Consider the following 14,071-nt stretch of genomic DNA (forward strand, 5'->3'; position numbering starts at 1 on the left):
CATATAGGCGTCTCCTTCAAGGACGCAATCGACCATCGCGCGCCGACACCTCGCTCCTGACATTCCAATGCGACGGCTTGACATTTCCGCCCCCTCGCCCGACTTCACCTCTTCCGAAGGAGACAATCATGTCGGATGCACAGCGCACCACCATCGACGCCGGCGAGATCGAGAGGTTCTCGAAACTCGCTCAGGAATGGTGGAACCCGAGCGGCAAGTTCAAGCCGCTGCACAAGTTCAATCCGGTCCGTCTCGCCTATATCCGCGATCAGGTCGCCGCCCATTTCGGTCGTGACCCGCGTTCGGCGAAACCGCTCGAAGGTTTGCGCCTGCTCGATATCGGCTGCGGCGGCGGCCTCTTGTGCGAGCCGATGGCGCGCCTCGGTGCCGATGTCGTCGGCGCGGACGCCTCGGAAACGAATATCGAAGTGGCGAAGATCCACGCAGCCGAATCAAAAGTCGCGATCGACTACCGCGCGACCACGGCCGAAGCCCTGGCCGACGCCGGCGAGAAATTCGACGTCGTCCTCAACATGGAAGTGGTCGAACACGTCGCCGACGTCGATCTTTTCCTGGGCAAATGCGCCGAGATGGTGAAGCCGGGCGGGCTGATGTTCGTCGCCACCATCAACCGGACGATGAAGGCTTGGGGCCTTGCCATCATCGGCGCCGAATACGTGCTCCAGTGGCTCCCGCGCGGCACGCACCAATATGACAAGCTGGTCACGCCGGCCGAACTCGAGGCCGGACTGACCCCCGGCGGCATGACGATCATCGACCGTTCGGGCGTCAGCTACAATCCGCTGACGGACCAGTGGAACCGCTCGGCCGATCTCGACGTAAACTACATGGTTCTGGCGACGAAGCCGTCGGCGTAGTCCGTTCGATCAATTGTGATCGTCGGGAAATACCGGCAACGGCATGAATTCGACGCCGTCCTCGGCGAGGCTCTTGACCTCGTCGACTGACGCCTCGCCGTAGATGCCGCGCTTTTCCGTTTCCCCGAAATGGATCTTGCGCGCTTCGTCGGCAAACTTGTCGCCGACATAGTCGGCGTTCTGGCGCACCGCGTCGGCCATTTCCTTGAGCTTGGCGAGCACCTGCTTCTGCTCCTCGCCGACGGCCAGCGCGATCTTTTCCTTCTTCCGTCCGGTCGATACGGCGGGCGCCATCAGCGCCTTGCCGACCTTTTCGGAATGGCAGACGGGGCAGGAAACGAAACCGCGCGCCTGCTGGCCCGTGAAGTCGTCATTGCTTCGAAACCAGCCATCGAATTCGTGGCCGGCGTCGCAAACCAGATTGAACCGGATCATGATGCGTTTCTCAGCCCGCCTTCCGCGATGGTGAAATCCCGGGCATTCTTCAAATTGGGAACCTTGCCGCGCGCTTTGGCCACTTCGGCAATATCGATCTCGGCGATCACCACGCCGGGCGCGTCACCATCCGCCTCGGCAAGGATTCTCCCCCACGGATCGACGATCATCGAGTGACCGAACGTCTCGCGCCCGTCCTCGTGCCTGCCGCCCTGAGCGGCGGCGATGACGAACGCGCCATTTTCGATCGCGCGGGCGCGCAACAGGACATGCCAGTGCGCTTCACCCGTCTGGCGCGTGAAGGCCGCCGGCACCGTCAGGACCGATGCACCGGCCATCGCCTGCGCACGAAACAGTTGCGGGAAGCGTAGATCGTAGCACACCGCAAGCCCGGCCCGGCCGAACGGCAGATCGACGACCGTCGACTGCTTTCCCGGCTCGTAGGTCGCCGATTCGCGCCAGCTCTCGCCATTGTCGAGATCGACGTCGAACATATGAATCTTGTCGTAAGTCGCCATCAGCGCGCCGTCCGGACCGAAAACGAAGGCCCGGTTGGCCACCTTGCCATCGGCCCGAGCGATTGCCGTGGAGCCGACATGAATGATGATGGAAAGTTCCCGCGCGAGCTCGCCGGCACGTTTCACCAGCGCGTCCTCGTCATTGGACGTTATGATCGAGCGCAGCGCCTCGCGGTCCTTGACCAATGCGCCGGTCATTTCCGGCGACTGGACATAGGTCGCGCCCTGCGCCGCCGCTTCGCGCACCAGCGCCTCGAAATCGGCGATGTTGCGTTCGGGCGACGTGGTGGAGCGCATCTGAAGCGCGGCGACCTTGATCGTCATGAGGAGGCTCCGACAAGCATGGCGTCGAGCCTGCCCTCGCGGTCGAGCGCGTGCAACTCGTCGCTGCCGCCGACATGGCGGCCGTCGATGAATATCTGCGGAAAAGTGGATCGACCGTTGGCCTTGGCAATCATCTCCTGACGCAGTTCGGGCGAAAAGCTGGCATCATGCTCGACATAGGCCGCGCCCTTCTTGTCGAGCAGCCGCTTTGCCGCTGCGCAATATCCGCACATCATGCGCGTATAGATTTCGACGTCCGCCATCGTGATCCGTTCGGTGTTACCTGGTTAAGCCTATATAGGCGCTGGCCGCTCGCGCCGGAAGTCCCCCGGCAGGACGCGCGCGAAAGTCAGCACCGAGATTTCCCGCGCACCCGCCTTGCGCAGGCACGTCGCCAGCGCGGCCACCGTCGCCCCGGTCGTATAGACATCGTCGACGATGCACACATGCTGATCGCGCACCCGCTCCGCCGCTCGGTCAGGCACCTTGAAGGCGGCGCGTACATTGTCTTCACGCTCTTTCGATTTCAGCCCCACCTGCGGCACGGTCTTCTTGATGCGGATCGCAGCTTCTGGAACGAAGGCGACGCCCGAAATCCGCGCGACCGCACGCGCGAGTTCCGCCGACTGGTTGAATCGGCGGGTAAGAAAACGCTGGCGATGAAGCGGCACCGGCACGAGCATGTCGGCATCGGCGAGGATTTCGCGCCCGGCGCGCGCCATCCATCGGGCAAGCCAGGGCGCAAGGTCGGTCCGGTCCTGATATTTGAGACTCTGGGCGAGCCGCCGCGCCGCGCCGTCATAGGCGACGGCCGCGCGCGACCGGTCGTAGGCAGGCGGCGACGCCATCACCGCCGGAGAGATGGCCCCCTCCCCCATATCCATGACGAACGGAACACCCGAAACGGCGCACCAGGGCTGTTCGAGAAAATGAACCTCGCCCCAACACGATCCACAAAGCGTGCCGCCCGCCGCCACGATCCGCCGGCAGCCAAGGCAGATGGGCGGAAAGAAAAGCGAGGTCGCGCCATCGGCGAGAAATCGCCCGGCGGACTTGATCTTCATCAATCGATCGGCAACGTGCATCCTGCCTCGCACCACCCCATATGCGGCTCTTTGCCGATATCATACCAACGAGCCCATGGACGCAATCTTCGATCCCCGCCGTGTCTTGAACCACAAGCTTCGCGCCCTCGCACAGACAGGGCGGCACGGCGATTTCCTCATGCGCGCCGCGGCGGCGGAACTTGGCGAACGCCTGTCGACGGTGAGCCGGCGTTTCGAGCGCGGCACTGTGCTTCATGGCGTGATCGAGACCGCAACCGAGGCGCTTGAAGCGACCGGCAAGGTCGACCGGATCGAACGCGTCGAGGCCGACAAACGGCTTCTTGGTACAGAAGCCGGAACGATTTCGCCTGTCGACCATCTCGATCTCGACGCCGAAAGCTTCGATCTGGCGATCTCGCTCTACGCGTTGGGCGAGGTGGACGACATTCCCGGTGCGCTCGTCCAGATCAGGCGAGCACTCAAGCCGGACGGCCTCTTTCTCGGCTGCCTTGCCGGAGCGGGCACGCTGGGCGAACTGCGCGAATCGCTTCTCGCAGCAGAAGCGGAAGTGACCGGCGGCGCGGCATCGCGCATCCATCCCTTCGTCGATATTCGCGACGCGGGCGCACTTCTCCAAAGAGCGGGTTTCGCATTGCCGGTCGCCGATATGGACGAAACGATCGTGCGCTACGACACGATGTTTCATCTCATGCGCGATCTGAAGGCGATGGGCGCGACCAACGCGCTTTTGGGCGCGCGGCCCTTGCGCCGATCGGTTCTCGGCAGGGCGGCGGAAATCTACGCGGAACGGTTCGCCGACCCCGATGGGCGCATCCGCGCGACCTTCGCGACGATATGGCTGTCGGGATGGGCACCACACGTCTCGCAACAGAAGCCTGCACGACGCGGCAGTGCAACAGCTTCGCTTGCAGATGCGCTGAAAAATCCGGGCTAGAAGAGCCCGGTTAGGGCGTGCCCCTCATCGCTTCGGAAATTTCGGCGCTGTTGTTCGTCCACATGGTGACGACATTGCTGCTCGTTCCGGTCAGCGCACCCAGGATGCCGACGCCAATGAGCGCGACGATCATGCCGTATTCGATCGCGGTCGCGCCATCTTCATTCTTCCAGAATCGATACGGCATGACCGGCCCCGCTGATAAGATGGCGCGGTTTTACCAGCCAAATATTAGGAAGCTGCCAAGCAATATCGTTAAGCGGGCGTTGACTGCCATGCGCGCAATTTCAGCACGCACCCGTCCGTTCGCCTGTGTCGCGAATGATGCAGACGGCATTCGGGTCCGGCTGAAGCACGCTGCGGCGGATCGTGTAGCTGTCGCCTCCGCGCGCGGCGATCGAGCCTGTCGACATCATATCGACGCCCTGCGGAGGCACGGAGGCAACGGAACGCTCGTTTGCATGCCTGTCGGCGATCGGCACGAGGATGAGGGTCAGTGCAATCGCTGCCGAACCGAACAGAAGCGTGACGCGCAAAATTCCCGCGCTCGTGTCCGAAAAGCGCAGGTGCCCCGAAAAATCGTCCCAGCGGCGTGCCATGCAAATCCCTGCCTGCCCTATGAAATCCACGGGAATTTCGCAGGATTGACTGAATCATCGATTAACGCGGCCACACAAATTAGATCAATTCGACGTCAAAGCAGATCGATCAGGAACGGGATCAGCGGTTCGTCGGCGGGCGGCATCGGATAGTCGCGCATTTTCGTCGGCCGCACCCATTTCAGTTGCTGGCCTTCCTGCGGCTGCGGGATTCCCCAGAAACGGCGGCACACGAAGAGCGGCATCAGGAGGTTGAAATCTTCGTAGGAATGGCTGGCGAAAGTGAGCGGCGCAAGGCAGGCCGTCTTCGTCTCGATGCCCAGTTCCTCGGCAAGCTCGCGCACGACGGTCTCTTCCGGCGTTTCGCCAGGTTCGACCTTTCCGCCTGGAAACTCCCACAAACCCGCCATCTGCTTGCCGGGCGGGCGCTGCGAAAGAAGCACACGGCCATCCGTGTCGACCAGTGCGCAGGCCGCAACGAGCAGCAGACGTTTGGACATATCGGCATTCATGCCGGCTTGATCCTGTAGTGATAGGGATAGACCATGTCGAAGCCGAGCGAACGATACAGCCCGAGCGCGACCATGTTGTCGGCCTCGACCTGAAGCCAGCCGATCGAGGCACCTTGCCTGCGCGCCCAGCCGAAAGCGGCCTCGACAATTTGCCGGCCGAGACCATGCCCGCGAAACCGGGACGCGGTGACGACTTCGAACAAGCCCGCAACCTGCCCGTCACAGACGCAGATCGCATTGGCGGCGGGTTCGCCGCCGATATCGATATGAAAAAGTCCGACCTTGGCCCGGATACGTCCGATCAACGCCTCGAAGCCCGCGGCATGGGCGGCATCGAGATTGTCCATGGCGATCGCAACCCTGCCGAATTCCCCGACCGGGACCTCACCTGCTGACGACGTCGAGCCGAGTTCCATGTCGCCAAGATCGGCGCGCATGACCAGCGATGGGCTTTCCGTCTTCCATCCGGTCCGGTCGAGATGCGCCACCAATTCGGGGCTTGCCAGCGGGGACAGGCGAAAGGCCACTTGCCGTCCCGCATCTGCAAAACGTTCGCGAAGCGCGTCGATGCGCGCATCGATCCGCTCGCCATCGCCGCGATCGAGCGGATTGATCGAATTGAGCCGCCGCGCTTTCATGTCGGGCGTCAGGCGCACCGACCAGGTGCCGTCATAAAAAGTTGCCTGCGCCGGCCATGCACGAAAACCCGCCGCCTCGAAACGGCGCACGGACGGCAGATCGACCTTGGAGCCGACCGGGCTCAACTGCGGTAGTCGCCGTTGATGGCAACATACTCCTTGGTGAGATCGCAGGTCCAGACCGTCGCCTGCCCGTCGCCAAGACCGAGATCGACCCGAATGTCGACTTCATCGCCGGTCATATAGGCCGACACGGCTTCCTCGGAATAGCCGGGATCGCGCTCGCCCTGATGCGCCACGCGGATATCGCCGAACCAGATCGCCAGAAGGTCGCGGTCGGCGGGTTCGCCCGCCTTGCCGACGGCCATGACGACGCGGCCCCAATTGGCGTCCTCGCCGGCGACCGCGGTCTTGACCAGCGGCGAGTTGGCGATCGAAAGCGCGATCTTCTTTGCCGATACGTCGCTTTCCGCACCCGTCACTGTGATGCCGATCTGCTTGCGCGCGCCCTCTCCGTCGCGCACGACCTGCAAGGCAAGCGCCCTGAGCAGCCCGTCGAGGGCTTCGCGGAAGTCGGACAGCCTTGGATCGGCCGCGTCCTCGATATGCGGTGCGCCACGCTTTTCGGCGGCTCCCGTGGCGAACAGCATCAGCGTGTCCGAGGTGGAGGTGTCGCTGTCGACCGTGACGGCGTTGAACGTGCCGTCGACGCCATTGCCCAAAATGTCCTGCAATGCCTGCGCGCCGATCGGCGCGTCGGTGGCGACGAAGGACAGCATCGTCGCCATGTCCGGCGCGATCATCCCCGCGCCCTTGGCGATGCCGTTGATCGTGACGGACACGCCGTCGATCTTCACCGTCGCGGTCAAATATTTCGGGTAGGTATCGGTCGTCATGATCGCCTTGCCGGCCTCGGCCCACAGGCCCGGCTCGGCGCGGGCGACCATGTCGCCCAGAAGATGTGCGAACTTCATCGCATCGAGCGGTTCGCCGATGACGCCCGTCGAAGCCAGGAAAACCTCGGCTTCGGCACCGCCGGCGGCCCTGGCCGCGATTTTCCCCGTCAACGAGGTTGTCTCGCGTCCCTTCTTGCCGGTGAAAGCGTTGGCGTTGCCCGAATTGACCACGAGGATGCGCGCCTTGCCGCCGGGCAGATTGGCCCGGCAGAAATCCACCGGTGCGGACGGGCATTTCGAGCGCGTGAAGACACCCGCGACCGTGGTGCCTTCATCGAAGACCATCGCCAGCAGGTCCGTGCGGCCCTTGTATTTGATGCCGGCCTCCGCAGTCGCGATCCGCACGCCGTCGATGGGCGGCATCTGCGGATAGGTTTTCGGAGCGAGCGGAGAGACGGTATCGGACATGCGCGGACCTGCCGAAGCGTGCGTTTACTGGGCGGGTTCTGTGGTCTCGTCGGACGGCGCCGTTTCGAGCGGGCTTTCGGCGCCTGATTCGGCGTCCGATTCGCTGGCCGCACCTGGCTGCGATGCCGCTTCCATCGCGTCCAGCGTCGCCTTGAGTTCCGCATCGGCGATTTCGACATCGGCGGCGGCGCGGATGTCCTCGACCGCCTCGAAATAACGCTCGCGCAACAGGACCGAGCGGATCTGCGGGCCGACCTGCTCGAAAGCGGGCGGTTGCTGCTGACGTTTGTCCTCGACCTTGATGACGTGCCAGCCGAACTGCGTCTGGATCGGCTCGGCCGAGTATGCACCGGCATCCATCGCGAACGCAGCCTGCTCGAACTCCGGCACCATCTGGCCTTGAGCGAAATAGCCGAGATCGCCGCCCTGCGCTGCCGCTCCATCGGTCGAATGCTCGCGCGCGAGTTCCTCGAAATCCGCGCCGCCATCGAGCTGCTCGATAAGCGCCTGCGCCTCTTCCTCGGTTTCGACGATGATGTGGCGCGCGCGAACCTCTTCGCCGGTCGGCGCATTTGCAATTTCCTGGTCGTAGCGGGCGCGCACTTCCTCGTCGGTCACGCCGGCTGCGATGGTCTGTTCGATGAATGCGCTGTGCAGGGCGCGCTCGCGCAGGAACGTCATCTGACGCTGGAATTCATCGCCGTCGGCCAGTCCCTCTTCCTCGGCCCTGTCGGCGAGAAGACGGATTTCAATGAGCGCGGAAAGGGCGGCGGCGCGGCGCTGTTCGGGCGAAAGCTGTGCGAATTGCTGCTCCAGTCCCTGAAGCGCCAACTCCAGATCGCCTTCCGTCACATCCTCGCCATTGATGGTCGCGACGACCGCGCTAGGGTCGACGGCGGGAGCCGCCTCGTCCTGCGCCAAAGAAGCCCCCGTGGTCAGCGCCACGAGCGCGACGGCGGTGGACAGGCGACGGATCATACTGTTCATGAAGACACTCCGGTGAAGGTTCGATGTTCTTTTCAGCCGTTGCGAATGTGGCGGAATTCCGCATTTGACGGCATTTGCGGCGGCGTTGACATCGCTTGTGCCCCCTCTTATCTGTCCTTCGACTTGGCGTCCAGAACCCATTTCCGGACGCTTTTTATTGTTTAACGCGCCCTTGCATCAGCAAACCGGCGCACCGGTTCACCCGGTTGGCTTTCTTATTGAAAGGACCTTTGATGGTCAGTCTCGCTGGCTTTGCGCGCAAGATTTTCGGTTCCTCGAACGATCGGCGCATCAAGGGACTGCGACCCCGGGTCGAGGCAATTAACGCTCTGGAAAGCGAAATTTCCGCCCTCACCGACGAGCAGTTGCGTGCCCGCACCGAAGAATTTCGAAAGCAGATCGCGGACGGAACGTCGATCGACGACCTTCTCATTCCGGCCTTCGCGACGGTTCGCGAAGCCTCGAAGCGGGCGCTCGGCCTGAGGCCGTTCGATGTCCAGCTCATCGGCGGCATGGTTCTGCACGAAGGTGGAATTTCCGAAATGCGCACGGGCGAAGGCAAGACGCTCGTCGCCACGCTTCCCGTCTATCTGAACGCGCTTGCCGGCAAGGGCGTCCACGTCGTCACGGTCAACGACTATCTCGCCCGCCGCGATGCCGAGTGGATGAGCAAGGTCTACGGCTTCCTCGGTCTGTCGACCGGCATCATCGTGCATGGTCTTTCCGACGAGGAGCGCAAGGCGGCCTACGCATGCGACGTGACCTACGCGACCAACAACGAACTCGGCTTCGACTACCTTCGCGACAACATGAAGTACGAACGCGCGCAGATGGTCCAGCGCGGCCATCATTTCGCGATCGTCGACGAGGTTGATTCGATCCTAATCGACGAGGCCCGCACGCCGCTCATCATTTCGGGTCCGCTCGAGGATCGCTCCGAACTCTATAACCAGATCAACGCATTTATCCCGAATCTGGTCGCCGAAGACTACGAGATCGACGAAAAGCAGCGCACGGCGACCTTCACCGAAGAAGGCACGGAAAAGCTCGAGAACCTGCTTCGCGAAGCGGGACTTTTGAAGGGCGCCTCGCTCTACGACGTCGAGAATGTCGCAATCGTCCACCACGTCAACAACGCGCTCAAGGCGCATCGCCTTTTCCAGCGCGACAAGGACTACATCGTCAGGAACGGCGAGGTCGTCATCATCGACGAGTTCACCGGCCGCATGATGCCGGGGCGGCGCTTCTCCGAGGGGCTGCATCAGGCTCTGGAAGCCAAGGAACGCGTCAAGATTCATCCCGAGAACCAGACGCTCGCCTCGATCACCTTCCAGAACTATTTCCGCATGTATTCGAAGCTGGCCGGCATGACCGGCACGGCTCAGACCGAGGCGGAAGAATTCGGCAATATCTACGGCCTTGGCGTTTCCGACATTCCGACCAATCTGCCCGTCCAGCGTCTCGATGAAGACGACGAAGTCTATCGCACTGTCGAGGAGAAATACCGGGCGATCGTTCGCGAGATCAAGGAAGCGAGCGAGAAGGGACAGCCGGTCCTCGTCGGCACGACCTCGATCGAAAAGTCCGAACAGCTCGCGGAACGTCTCAGGAAAGACGGATTTACCGATTTTCAGGTGCTGAACGCGCGCCATCACGAGCAGGAAGCGTCGATCGTCGCGCAGGCCGGCAAGCCCGGCGCGATCACCATCGCGACCAACATGGCCGGCCGCGGCACCGACATCCAGCTCGGCGGCAATGCCGACATGCGCGTCGCCCAGGAACTCGGCGACATGCCCGAAGGCCCGGACCGCGATGCCAAGGAGGCGGCGATCCACGCCGACATCAAGCGCCTGAAGGACAAGGCGCTGGCAGCCGGCGGCCTTTACGTCCTCGCCACGGAACGCCACGAATCGCGCCGCATCGACAACCAGCTACGCGGCCGCTCAGGCCGTCAGGGCGATCCGGGCCGGTCCAAGTTCTTCCTGTCGCTTCAGGACGATTTGATGCGCATTTTCGGCTCGGACCGCATGGATTCCATGCTGACCAAGCTCGGGCTCAAGGAAGATGAGGCCATCATCCATCCCTGGATCAACAAGGCTCTGGAGAAGGCGCAGAAGAAGGTCGAGGCGCGCAATTTCGACATCCGCAAGAACCTTCTGAAATACGATGACGTCATGAACGACCAGCGCAAGGTCGTCTTCGACCAACGCATCCAGTTGATGGAAGGCGGCAGCGTCACCGAGACGGTCTCGGAAATGCGCGAGGACGTCGTCGACGACCTCGTGGCGCGCCACATTCCAGAGAACGCCTATGCCGAGCAGTGGGAAATTCCCGAACTGAAGGAAGCGGTCCGCGAGGGGCTCAACCTCGATCTGCCCATCGACGAATGGGCGGCCGAGGAAGGCATCGACGAGGAAGCGATCCGCGAGCGCCTCATGGAGGCCGCCAATGTCGCCGCCGCGGACCGCGCCGAGCGGTTCGGGCCGGAGGTCATGACCTATGTGGAAAAGTCGGTCATGCTCCAGACGCTCGACAGCCTGTGGCGCGAGCATCTGGTCAATCTCGACCATCTGCGCTCCGTGGTCGGCTTCCGCGGCTATGCCCAGCGCGATCCGTTGAACGAGTACAAGACCGAGGCGTTCGAGCTGTTCCAGTCGATGCTGACCAGTCTGCGCCAGGTCGTCACCAGCCAGTTGATGCGTGTCGAACTCGTCCGCCAGGCGGCAGACGCCCCGCCGCCGCAGGCCCCTGCGATGCAGGGCCACCACGAGGATCCGCTGACCGGCGAGGACGAGTTGTCCTCGCAATCGCAAGCCGACGATAATCGCATCGTCGCGCCCGAAGACCGCGATGCGAACGATCCGGGCACCTGGGGCAAGGTCGGCCGCAACGAGGCGTGTCCCTGCGGCTCCGGCAAGAAATACAAGCATTGCCACGGCGCGTTCGCCTGAAGCGCGGTTTCCTCTGATCTCATGGGCAAAGCCGATGCCGGTCACGATTTTGACCGGCATCGGCGGAAACCCGTCTTTAGGAAAAGTGCGAACCGCACTCCGAACCGTTTCTTAAAGTCTTTGGCCCTATTCAATCAGGCTTGGGCATAGGAACGGAAGGCTGAAGCGTGCGAGTATCCGCTGCAATGACAGCCGAGCGCATTCTGCCGCGACGGCTCGCAGTGCGCGCGCGTCCCTATCTGGAAACCTTCGACGCGCTCGCTTTCGGCAAGGATGAGCGCAGCCATGCGGCGCGCATGTCGATGACGGCGTTCGCAGTGCGCATCGCATCGGCCGCGATCGCATTCGCAAGCCAGGTATTTCTGGCCCGCTGGATGGGCGGCTTCGAATATGGCGTGTTCGTCCTGGTCTGGACGGCCATCCTGATCCTCGGCAATCTGTCCTGCCTCGGGTTCCACACATCGATCATCCGCTTCATTCCCGAATATCGAAGCCAGTCACGCCATGGCGAACTTCGGGGCGTGCTTCTGGCAAGCAAGCTGATAGTGCTCCTCGCCTCGACGGTGATCGCGATCGCCGGCGCGTTCCTGATCCACACGCTCTCCGACCGGATCGAATCGCACCATGTCGTCCCCTTTCTGCTCGGTATGATCTGCCTGCCGATGATGGCGCTTTCGGACCTGATGCAGGGCGTGGCGCGCGGACATGCCTGGCCGTTCAACGCCATGCTGCCGACCTACATCATGCGTCCGCTGCTGATCATCGCGGTCATGGTCGCGGCCGTCGTCGCGGGTGCGCCGGCGACCGCCGAAACCGGCATGTATGCCGCGATCGCCGCTGTCTACGTTACGACGCTCTTCCAGCTTCTGACCGTCTCCAACCGCGCCGAGCGTCTGGCGGAACCGGTAAAGCGGGTCTTCTTCGTGCGCGGCTGGATCGTCGTCTCCCTGCCCGTCTTCCTGATCGAGGGCTTCATCTACATCGTGACGAACGCGGACGTGCTCGTCGTCGGCTTTTTCCTTGAGCCGACCGACGTCGCCGTCTATTTCGCGACGGTGAAGACGCTGGCGCTCGTCCATTTCGTCTATTTCGCGGTCAAGGCCGGGGCAGCACAGCGCTTTTCGAGCCTGGTCCACGGCAAGCAGATGGAAGAACTCTCCGTATTCGCCCGCGACACGGTGCGCTGGACCTTCTGGCCGACGCTCGCGATGGCCGTCCTGCTGCTTATGGTGGGCGAACCGCTCCTCTGGCTGTTCGGAACCGAGTTCACGGCGGGCTATCCGCTCCTTTTCGTCCTCGTAGCAGGCGTCCTGGCGCGCTCGACCGTCGGCCCGGCCGAAAGCCTCCTCACCATGAGCGGCTATCAGAACGTCTGCGCGCTCGTCTTCGCCCTGGTCCTTGCCCTCAATGTCGGCCTGAGTTGCCTTCTCATTCCCGCCTACGGGCTGTGGGGCGCGGCATTCGCGACGGCGCTGGCGATGATGTGCGAGGCGGCGATGCTCGCCTTCACCGTCAGGCGCAAGCTCGGCATCGACATGTGGATGGGTGCAGGCGCGCCCGTCGCAAAGGAGGCGTCATGGTAGCGAAAGCCCCTGCCCCCGCGGCGATGCTCGGCCATCTCGCGGACGCGCCCGATCGCGGCAACGACATACCGCCGATCATTTCGGGACGACGGCTCGACATCTATCCGGCCTCCAACGGCTACGATCTCGTGACCGAACTCGACCATCTGGCGTTGCGGGCGATCGAGCCGAACGTGTTCTTCAATCCGCGCTTTCTGGCGCCCGCCATGCCTCGTCTGGAAGATCGTGAGGTGCGGCTTGCCGTCATGCGCGACGAGCGCGACACGCGAAGCCGTTTGCGGCTGCTCGCGCCGTTCTCTGTCGAGCGCCCGATGTTGCGGATGGGTCCGCCGATGATCCGCATATGGTCGAGCCCTTTCGGTCCGCTGGGGACGCCGCTGGTCGACCGCGACGACCCGCAGGCGATCATGGAAGACTTTCTGCGCATGATCGCAACTTCCGAAAAGGCCCTGCCGAAACTGCTTCAGTTTCCCGACATACGAACGCAAGGCGTCTTCGCCGCGACGCTGCGCGGTGCGAGCGAGGCGCTGAACCTGCCGATGATCAAGGTGCTGGAATATGAGCGCGCGACGCTGATCTCGGACCTCGACGGCGACGCCTATCTGCGTCTGTCGCTGAGCAAGAATCATTACCGCGAATTGCGCCGGCTCGAACGGCGGCTCGCCGAGACGGGCGAGATCGTCTACGACATCGCCGAAACGCCCGCCGACACGCGTCTGGCGATCGAGACGTTCCTTTCGCTGGAAGCGGGCGGCTGGAAAGGTCGAGCGGGCACTGCGATGATCACCGACCGTTTCCGCGCCGCCTTCGTGCGCGAGGCGATCGCCGACCTCAGCGAGCGGGCCATGTGTCGCATTCACACGCTGTCCATCGCCGGCCGCCCGATCGCATCGCTCGTGGTGCTGCTCGAATCCGGAATCGCCTATACGTGGAAGACGGCTTTCGACGAGACCTATTCGGCCTATTCGCCGGGCACCCTCCTGATGATGGCGGTAACCAGGCACCATCTGGAGGACTTGAACGTCGCGATGAGCGATTCCTGCGCGGTTCCCGACCATCCCGTGATGAATAGGCTCTGGCAGGAGCGCGCCCCCATGGCCACGTTCGTCGTCGGCCTCGAGCCGGGCTCGGATCGCCTGGCGAACGCCGCCGCGCGAGGCCTTGCGCGCGAGGCCCGCATGCGAAATCTAATGCGGCAAGCGCGCCGACGCTTGCGCCGGCCATTCAACTGATCGATCTGCAACGCTTGCTTTTCGATGATGACCGGACGATGTAGAACAT

15 protein-coding genes are annotated in these 14,071 nt (G+C 63.1%); 5 read left to right on the plus strand and 10 right to left on the minus strand.

Going from position 1 to position 14,071, the window contains the following annotated elements; translation table 11 throughout:
* The first annotated feature begins 128 nt into the window (after positions 1–128).
* Complete coding sequence (gene ubiG / locus GTW25_RS16120) at positions 129–878, plus strand: bifunctional 2-polyprenyl-6-hydroxyphenol methylase/3-demethylubiquinol 3-O-methyltransferase UbiG (RefSeq protein WP_252913240.1); 750 nt, start codon at positions 129–131, stop codon at positions 876–878.
* Between the two features lie 9 nt (positions 879–887).
* Here the strand turns inward: ubiG and GTW25_RS16125 are convergent, their stop codons facing one another.
* Genes GTW25_RS16125 through GTW25_RS16140 form a run of 4 tightly spaced genes read right to left on the minus strand, consistent with a single transcriptional unit; the run spans position 888 to position 3,219 of the window.
* Positions 888–1,313 carry a DUF1178 family protein gene (locus GTW25_RS16125; RefSeq protein ID WP_252913241.1) on the minus strand — a complete coding sequence of 142 codons (426 nt, stop codon included), beginning with the start codon at positions 1,311–1,313 and terminating at the stop codon, positions 888–890.
* Positions 1,310–2,155 carry a carbon-nitrogen hydrolase family protein gene (locus tag GTW25_RS16130; protein ID WP_252913242.1) on the minus strand — a complete coding sequence of 282 codons (846 nt, stop codon included), beginning with the start codon at positions 2,153–2,155 and terminating at the stop codon, positions 1,310–1,312. Before GTW25_RS16130 ends, GTW25_RS16125 begins: the two co-directional genes overlap by 4 nt.
* Positions 2,152–2,418 carry a glutaredoxin 3 gene (grxC, locus tag GTW25_RS16135; RefSeq protein WP_252913243.1) on the minus strand — a complete coding sequence of 89 codons (267 nt, stop codon included), beginning with the start codon at positions 2,416–2,418 and terminating at the stop codon, positions 2,152–2,154. The genes GTW25_RS16130 and grxC overlap by 4 nt, the downstream gene beginning before the upstream one ends.
* A 30-nt stretch (positions 2,419–2,448) precedes the next feature.
* Positions 2,449–3,219: a ComF family protein gene (locus tag GTW25_RS16140; RefSeq protein ID WP_252913244.1), complete on the minus strand. Its 771-nt coding sequence runs from the start codon at positions 3,217–3,219 to the stop codon at positions 2,449–2,451.
* 76 nt (positions 3,220–3,295) lie between these two features.
* Between GTW25_RS16140 and GTW25_RS16145 the strand changes: the two genes are divergently transcribed.
* Complete coding sequence (locus tag GTW25_RS16145; RefSeq protein ID WP_252913245.1) at positions 3,296–4,156, plus strand: methyltransferase domain-containing protein; 861 nt, start codon at positions 3,296–3,298, stop codon at positions 4,154–4,156.
* A gap of 10 nt (positions 4,157–4,166) precedes the next feature.
* On the opposite strand, the gene GTW25_RS16150 is transcribed toward GTW25_RS16145, so the two are convergent.
* The 6 genes from GTW25_RS16150 to GTW25_RS16175 all read right to left on the minus strand — a co-directional run bounded on the left by GTW25_RS16150 (position 4,167) and on the right by GTW25_RS16175 (position 8,256).
* The gene (locus tag GTW25_RS16150) at positions 4,167–4,343 is read right to left on the minus strand and encodes a Flp family type IVb pilin (RefSeq protein WP_252913246.1); all 177 of its coding nucleotides are present in this window, start codon (positions 4,341–4,343) and stop codon (positions 4,167–4,169) included.
* Positions 4,344–4,443: 100 nt separating this feature from the next.
* The gene (locus tag GTW25_RS16155; protein WP_252913247.1) at positions 4,444–4,755 is read right to left on the minus strand and encodes a hypothetical protein; all 312 of its coding nucleotides are present in this window, start codon (positions 4,753–4,755) and stop codon (positions 4,444–4,446) included.
* A gap of 95 nt (positions 4,756–4,850) precedes the next feature.
* Positions 4,851–5,255, minus strand: a complete 405-nt coding sequence (locus tag GTW25_RS16160; protein WP_252913248.1) for a (deoxy)nucleoside triphosphate pyrophosphohydrolase — start codon at positions 5,253–5,255, stop codon at positions 4,851–4,853.
* An 8-nt stretch (positions 5,256–5,263) separates the two neighbouring features.
* Complete coding sequence (locus GTW25_RS16165) at positions 5,264–6,031, minus strand: GNAT family N-acetyltransferase (protein WP_252913249.1); 768 nt, start codon at positions 6,029–6,031, stop codon at positions 5,264–5,266.
* On the minus strand, positions 6,028–7,269 hold the full coding sequence (gene argJ, locus GTW25_RS16170; RefSeq protein ID WP_252913250.1) for a bifunctional glutamate N-acetyltransferase/amino-acid acetyltransferase ArgJ: 1,242 nt from the start codon (positions 7,267–7,269) through the stop codon (positions 6,028–6,030). Before argJ ends, GTW25_RS16165 begins: the two co-directional genes overlap by 4 nt.
* A 24-nt stretch (positions 7,270–7,293) precedes the next feature.
* Positions 7,294–8,256 (minus strand): peptidylprolyl isomerase, encoded by a 963-nt coding sequence (locus GTW25_RS16175; protein ID WP_252913251.1) that lies wholly within the window; start codon positions 8,254–8,256, stop codon positions 7,294–7,296.
* Between the two features lie 233 nt (positions 8,257–8,489).
* Between GTW25_RS16175 and secA the strand changes: the two genes are divergently transcribed.
* The 3 genes from secA (at position 8,490) to GTW25_RS16190 (ending at position 14,022) form a co-directional block, all read left to right on the plus strand.
* Entirely contained in the window at positions 8,490–11,207 is a 2,718-nt protein-coding gene (gene secA / locus GTW25_RS16180; protein ID WP_252913252.1) for a preprotein translocase subunit SecA, read from the plus strand.
* Positions 11,208–11,374: 167 nt separating this feature from the next.
* On the plus strand, positions 11,375–12,790 hold the full coding sequence (locus tag GTW25_RS16185) for a lipopolysaccharide biosynthesis protein (RefSeq protein WP_372493206.1): 1,416 nt from the start codon (positions 11,375–11,377) through the stop codon (positions 12,788–12,790).
* Positions 12,784–14,022, plus strand: coding sequence for a GNAT family N-acetyltransferase (locus tag GTW25_RS16190; RefSeq protein ID WP_252913254.1), 1,239 nt, complete (start codon positions 12,784–12,786; stop codon positions 14,020–14,022). Before GTW25_RS16185 ends, GTW25_RS16190 begins: the two co-directional genes overlap by 7 nt.
* Positions 14,023–14,071: the final 49 nt, after the last annotated feature.

The sequence above is a fragment of the Aliihoeflea aestuarii genome (assembly GCF_024105665.1).
GTDB lineage: Bacteria > Pseudomonadota > Alphaproteobacteria > Rhizobiales > Rhizobiaceae > Aliihoeflea > Aliihoeflea aestuarii.

What these genes read in the sequence shown, in the direction of transcription:
- ubiG (WP_252913240.1), top strand. Translation starts at nt 129, where the DNA reads ATGTCGGATGCACAGCGCACCACCATCGACGCCGGCGAGATCGAGAGG.
- GTW25_RS16125 (WP_252913241.1), bottom strand. Translation starts at nt 1,313, where the DNA reads ATGATCCGGTTCAATCTGGTTTGCGACGCCGGCCACGAATTCGATGGC.
- GTW25_RS16130 (WP_252913242.1), bottom strand. Translation starts at nt 2,155, where the DNA reads ATGACGATCAAGGTCGCCGCGCTTCAGATGCGCTCCACCACGTCGCCC.
- grxC (WP_252913243.1), bottom strand. Translation starts at nt 2,418, where the DNA reads ATGGCGGACGTCGAAATCTATACGCGCATGATGTGCGGATATTGCGCA.
- GTW25_RS16140 (WP_252913244.1), bottom strand. Translation starts at nt 3,219, where the DNA reads ATGAAGATCAAGTCCGCCGGGCGATTTCTCGCCGATGGCGCGACCTCG.
- GTW25_RS16145 (WP_252913245.1), top strand. Translation starts at nt 3,296, where the DNA reads ATGGACGCAATCTTCGATCCCCGCCGTGTCTTGAACCACAAGCTTCGC.
- GTW25_RS16150 (WP_252913246.1), bottom strand. Translation starts at nt 4,343, where the DNA reads ATGCCGTATCGATTCTGGAAGAATGAAGATGGCGCGACCGCGATCGAA.
- GTW25_RS16155 (WP_252913247.1), bottom strand. Translation starts at nt 4,755, where the DNA reads ATGGCACGCCGCTGGGACGATTTTTCGGGGCACCTGCGCTTTTCGGAC.
- GTW25_RS16160 (WP_252913248.1), bottom strand. Translation starts at nt 5,255, where the DNA reads ATGTCCAAACGTCTGCTGCTCGTTGCGGCCTGCGCACTGGTCGACACG.
- argJ (WP_252913250.1), bottom strand. Translation starts at nt 7,269, where the DNA reads ATGTCCGATACCGTCTCTCCGCTCGCTCCGAAAACCTATCCGCAGATG.
- GTW25_RS16175 (WP_252913251.1), bottom strand. Translation starts at nt 8,256, where the DNA reads ATGAACAGTATGATCCGTCGCCTGTCCACCGCCGTCGCGCTCGTGGCG.
- secA (WP_252913252.1), top strand. Translation starts at nt 8,490, where the DNA reads ATGGTCAGTCTCGCTGGCTTTGCGCGCAAGATTTTCGGTTCCTCGAAC.
- GTW25_RS16190 (WP_252913254.1), top strand. Translation starts at nt 12,784, where the DNA reads ATGGTAGCGAAAGCCCCTGCCCCCGCGGCGATGCTCGGCCATCTCGCG.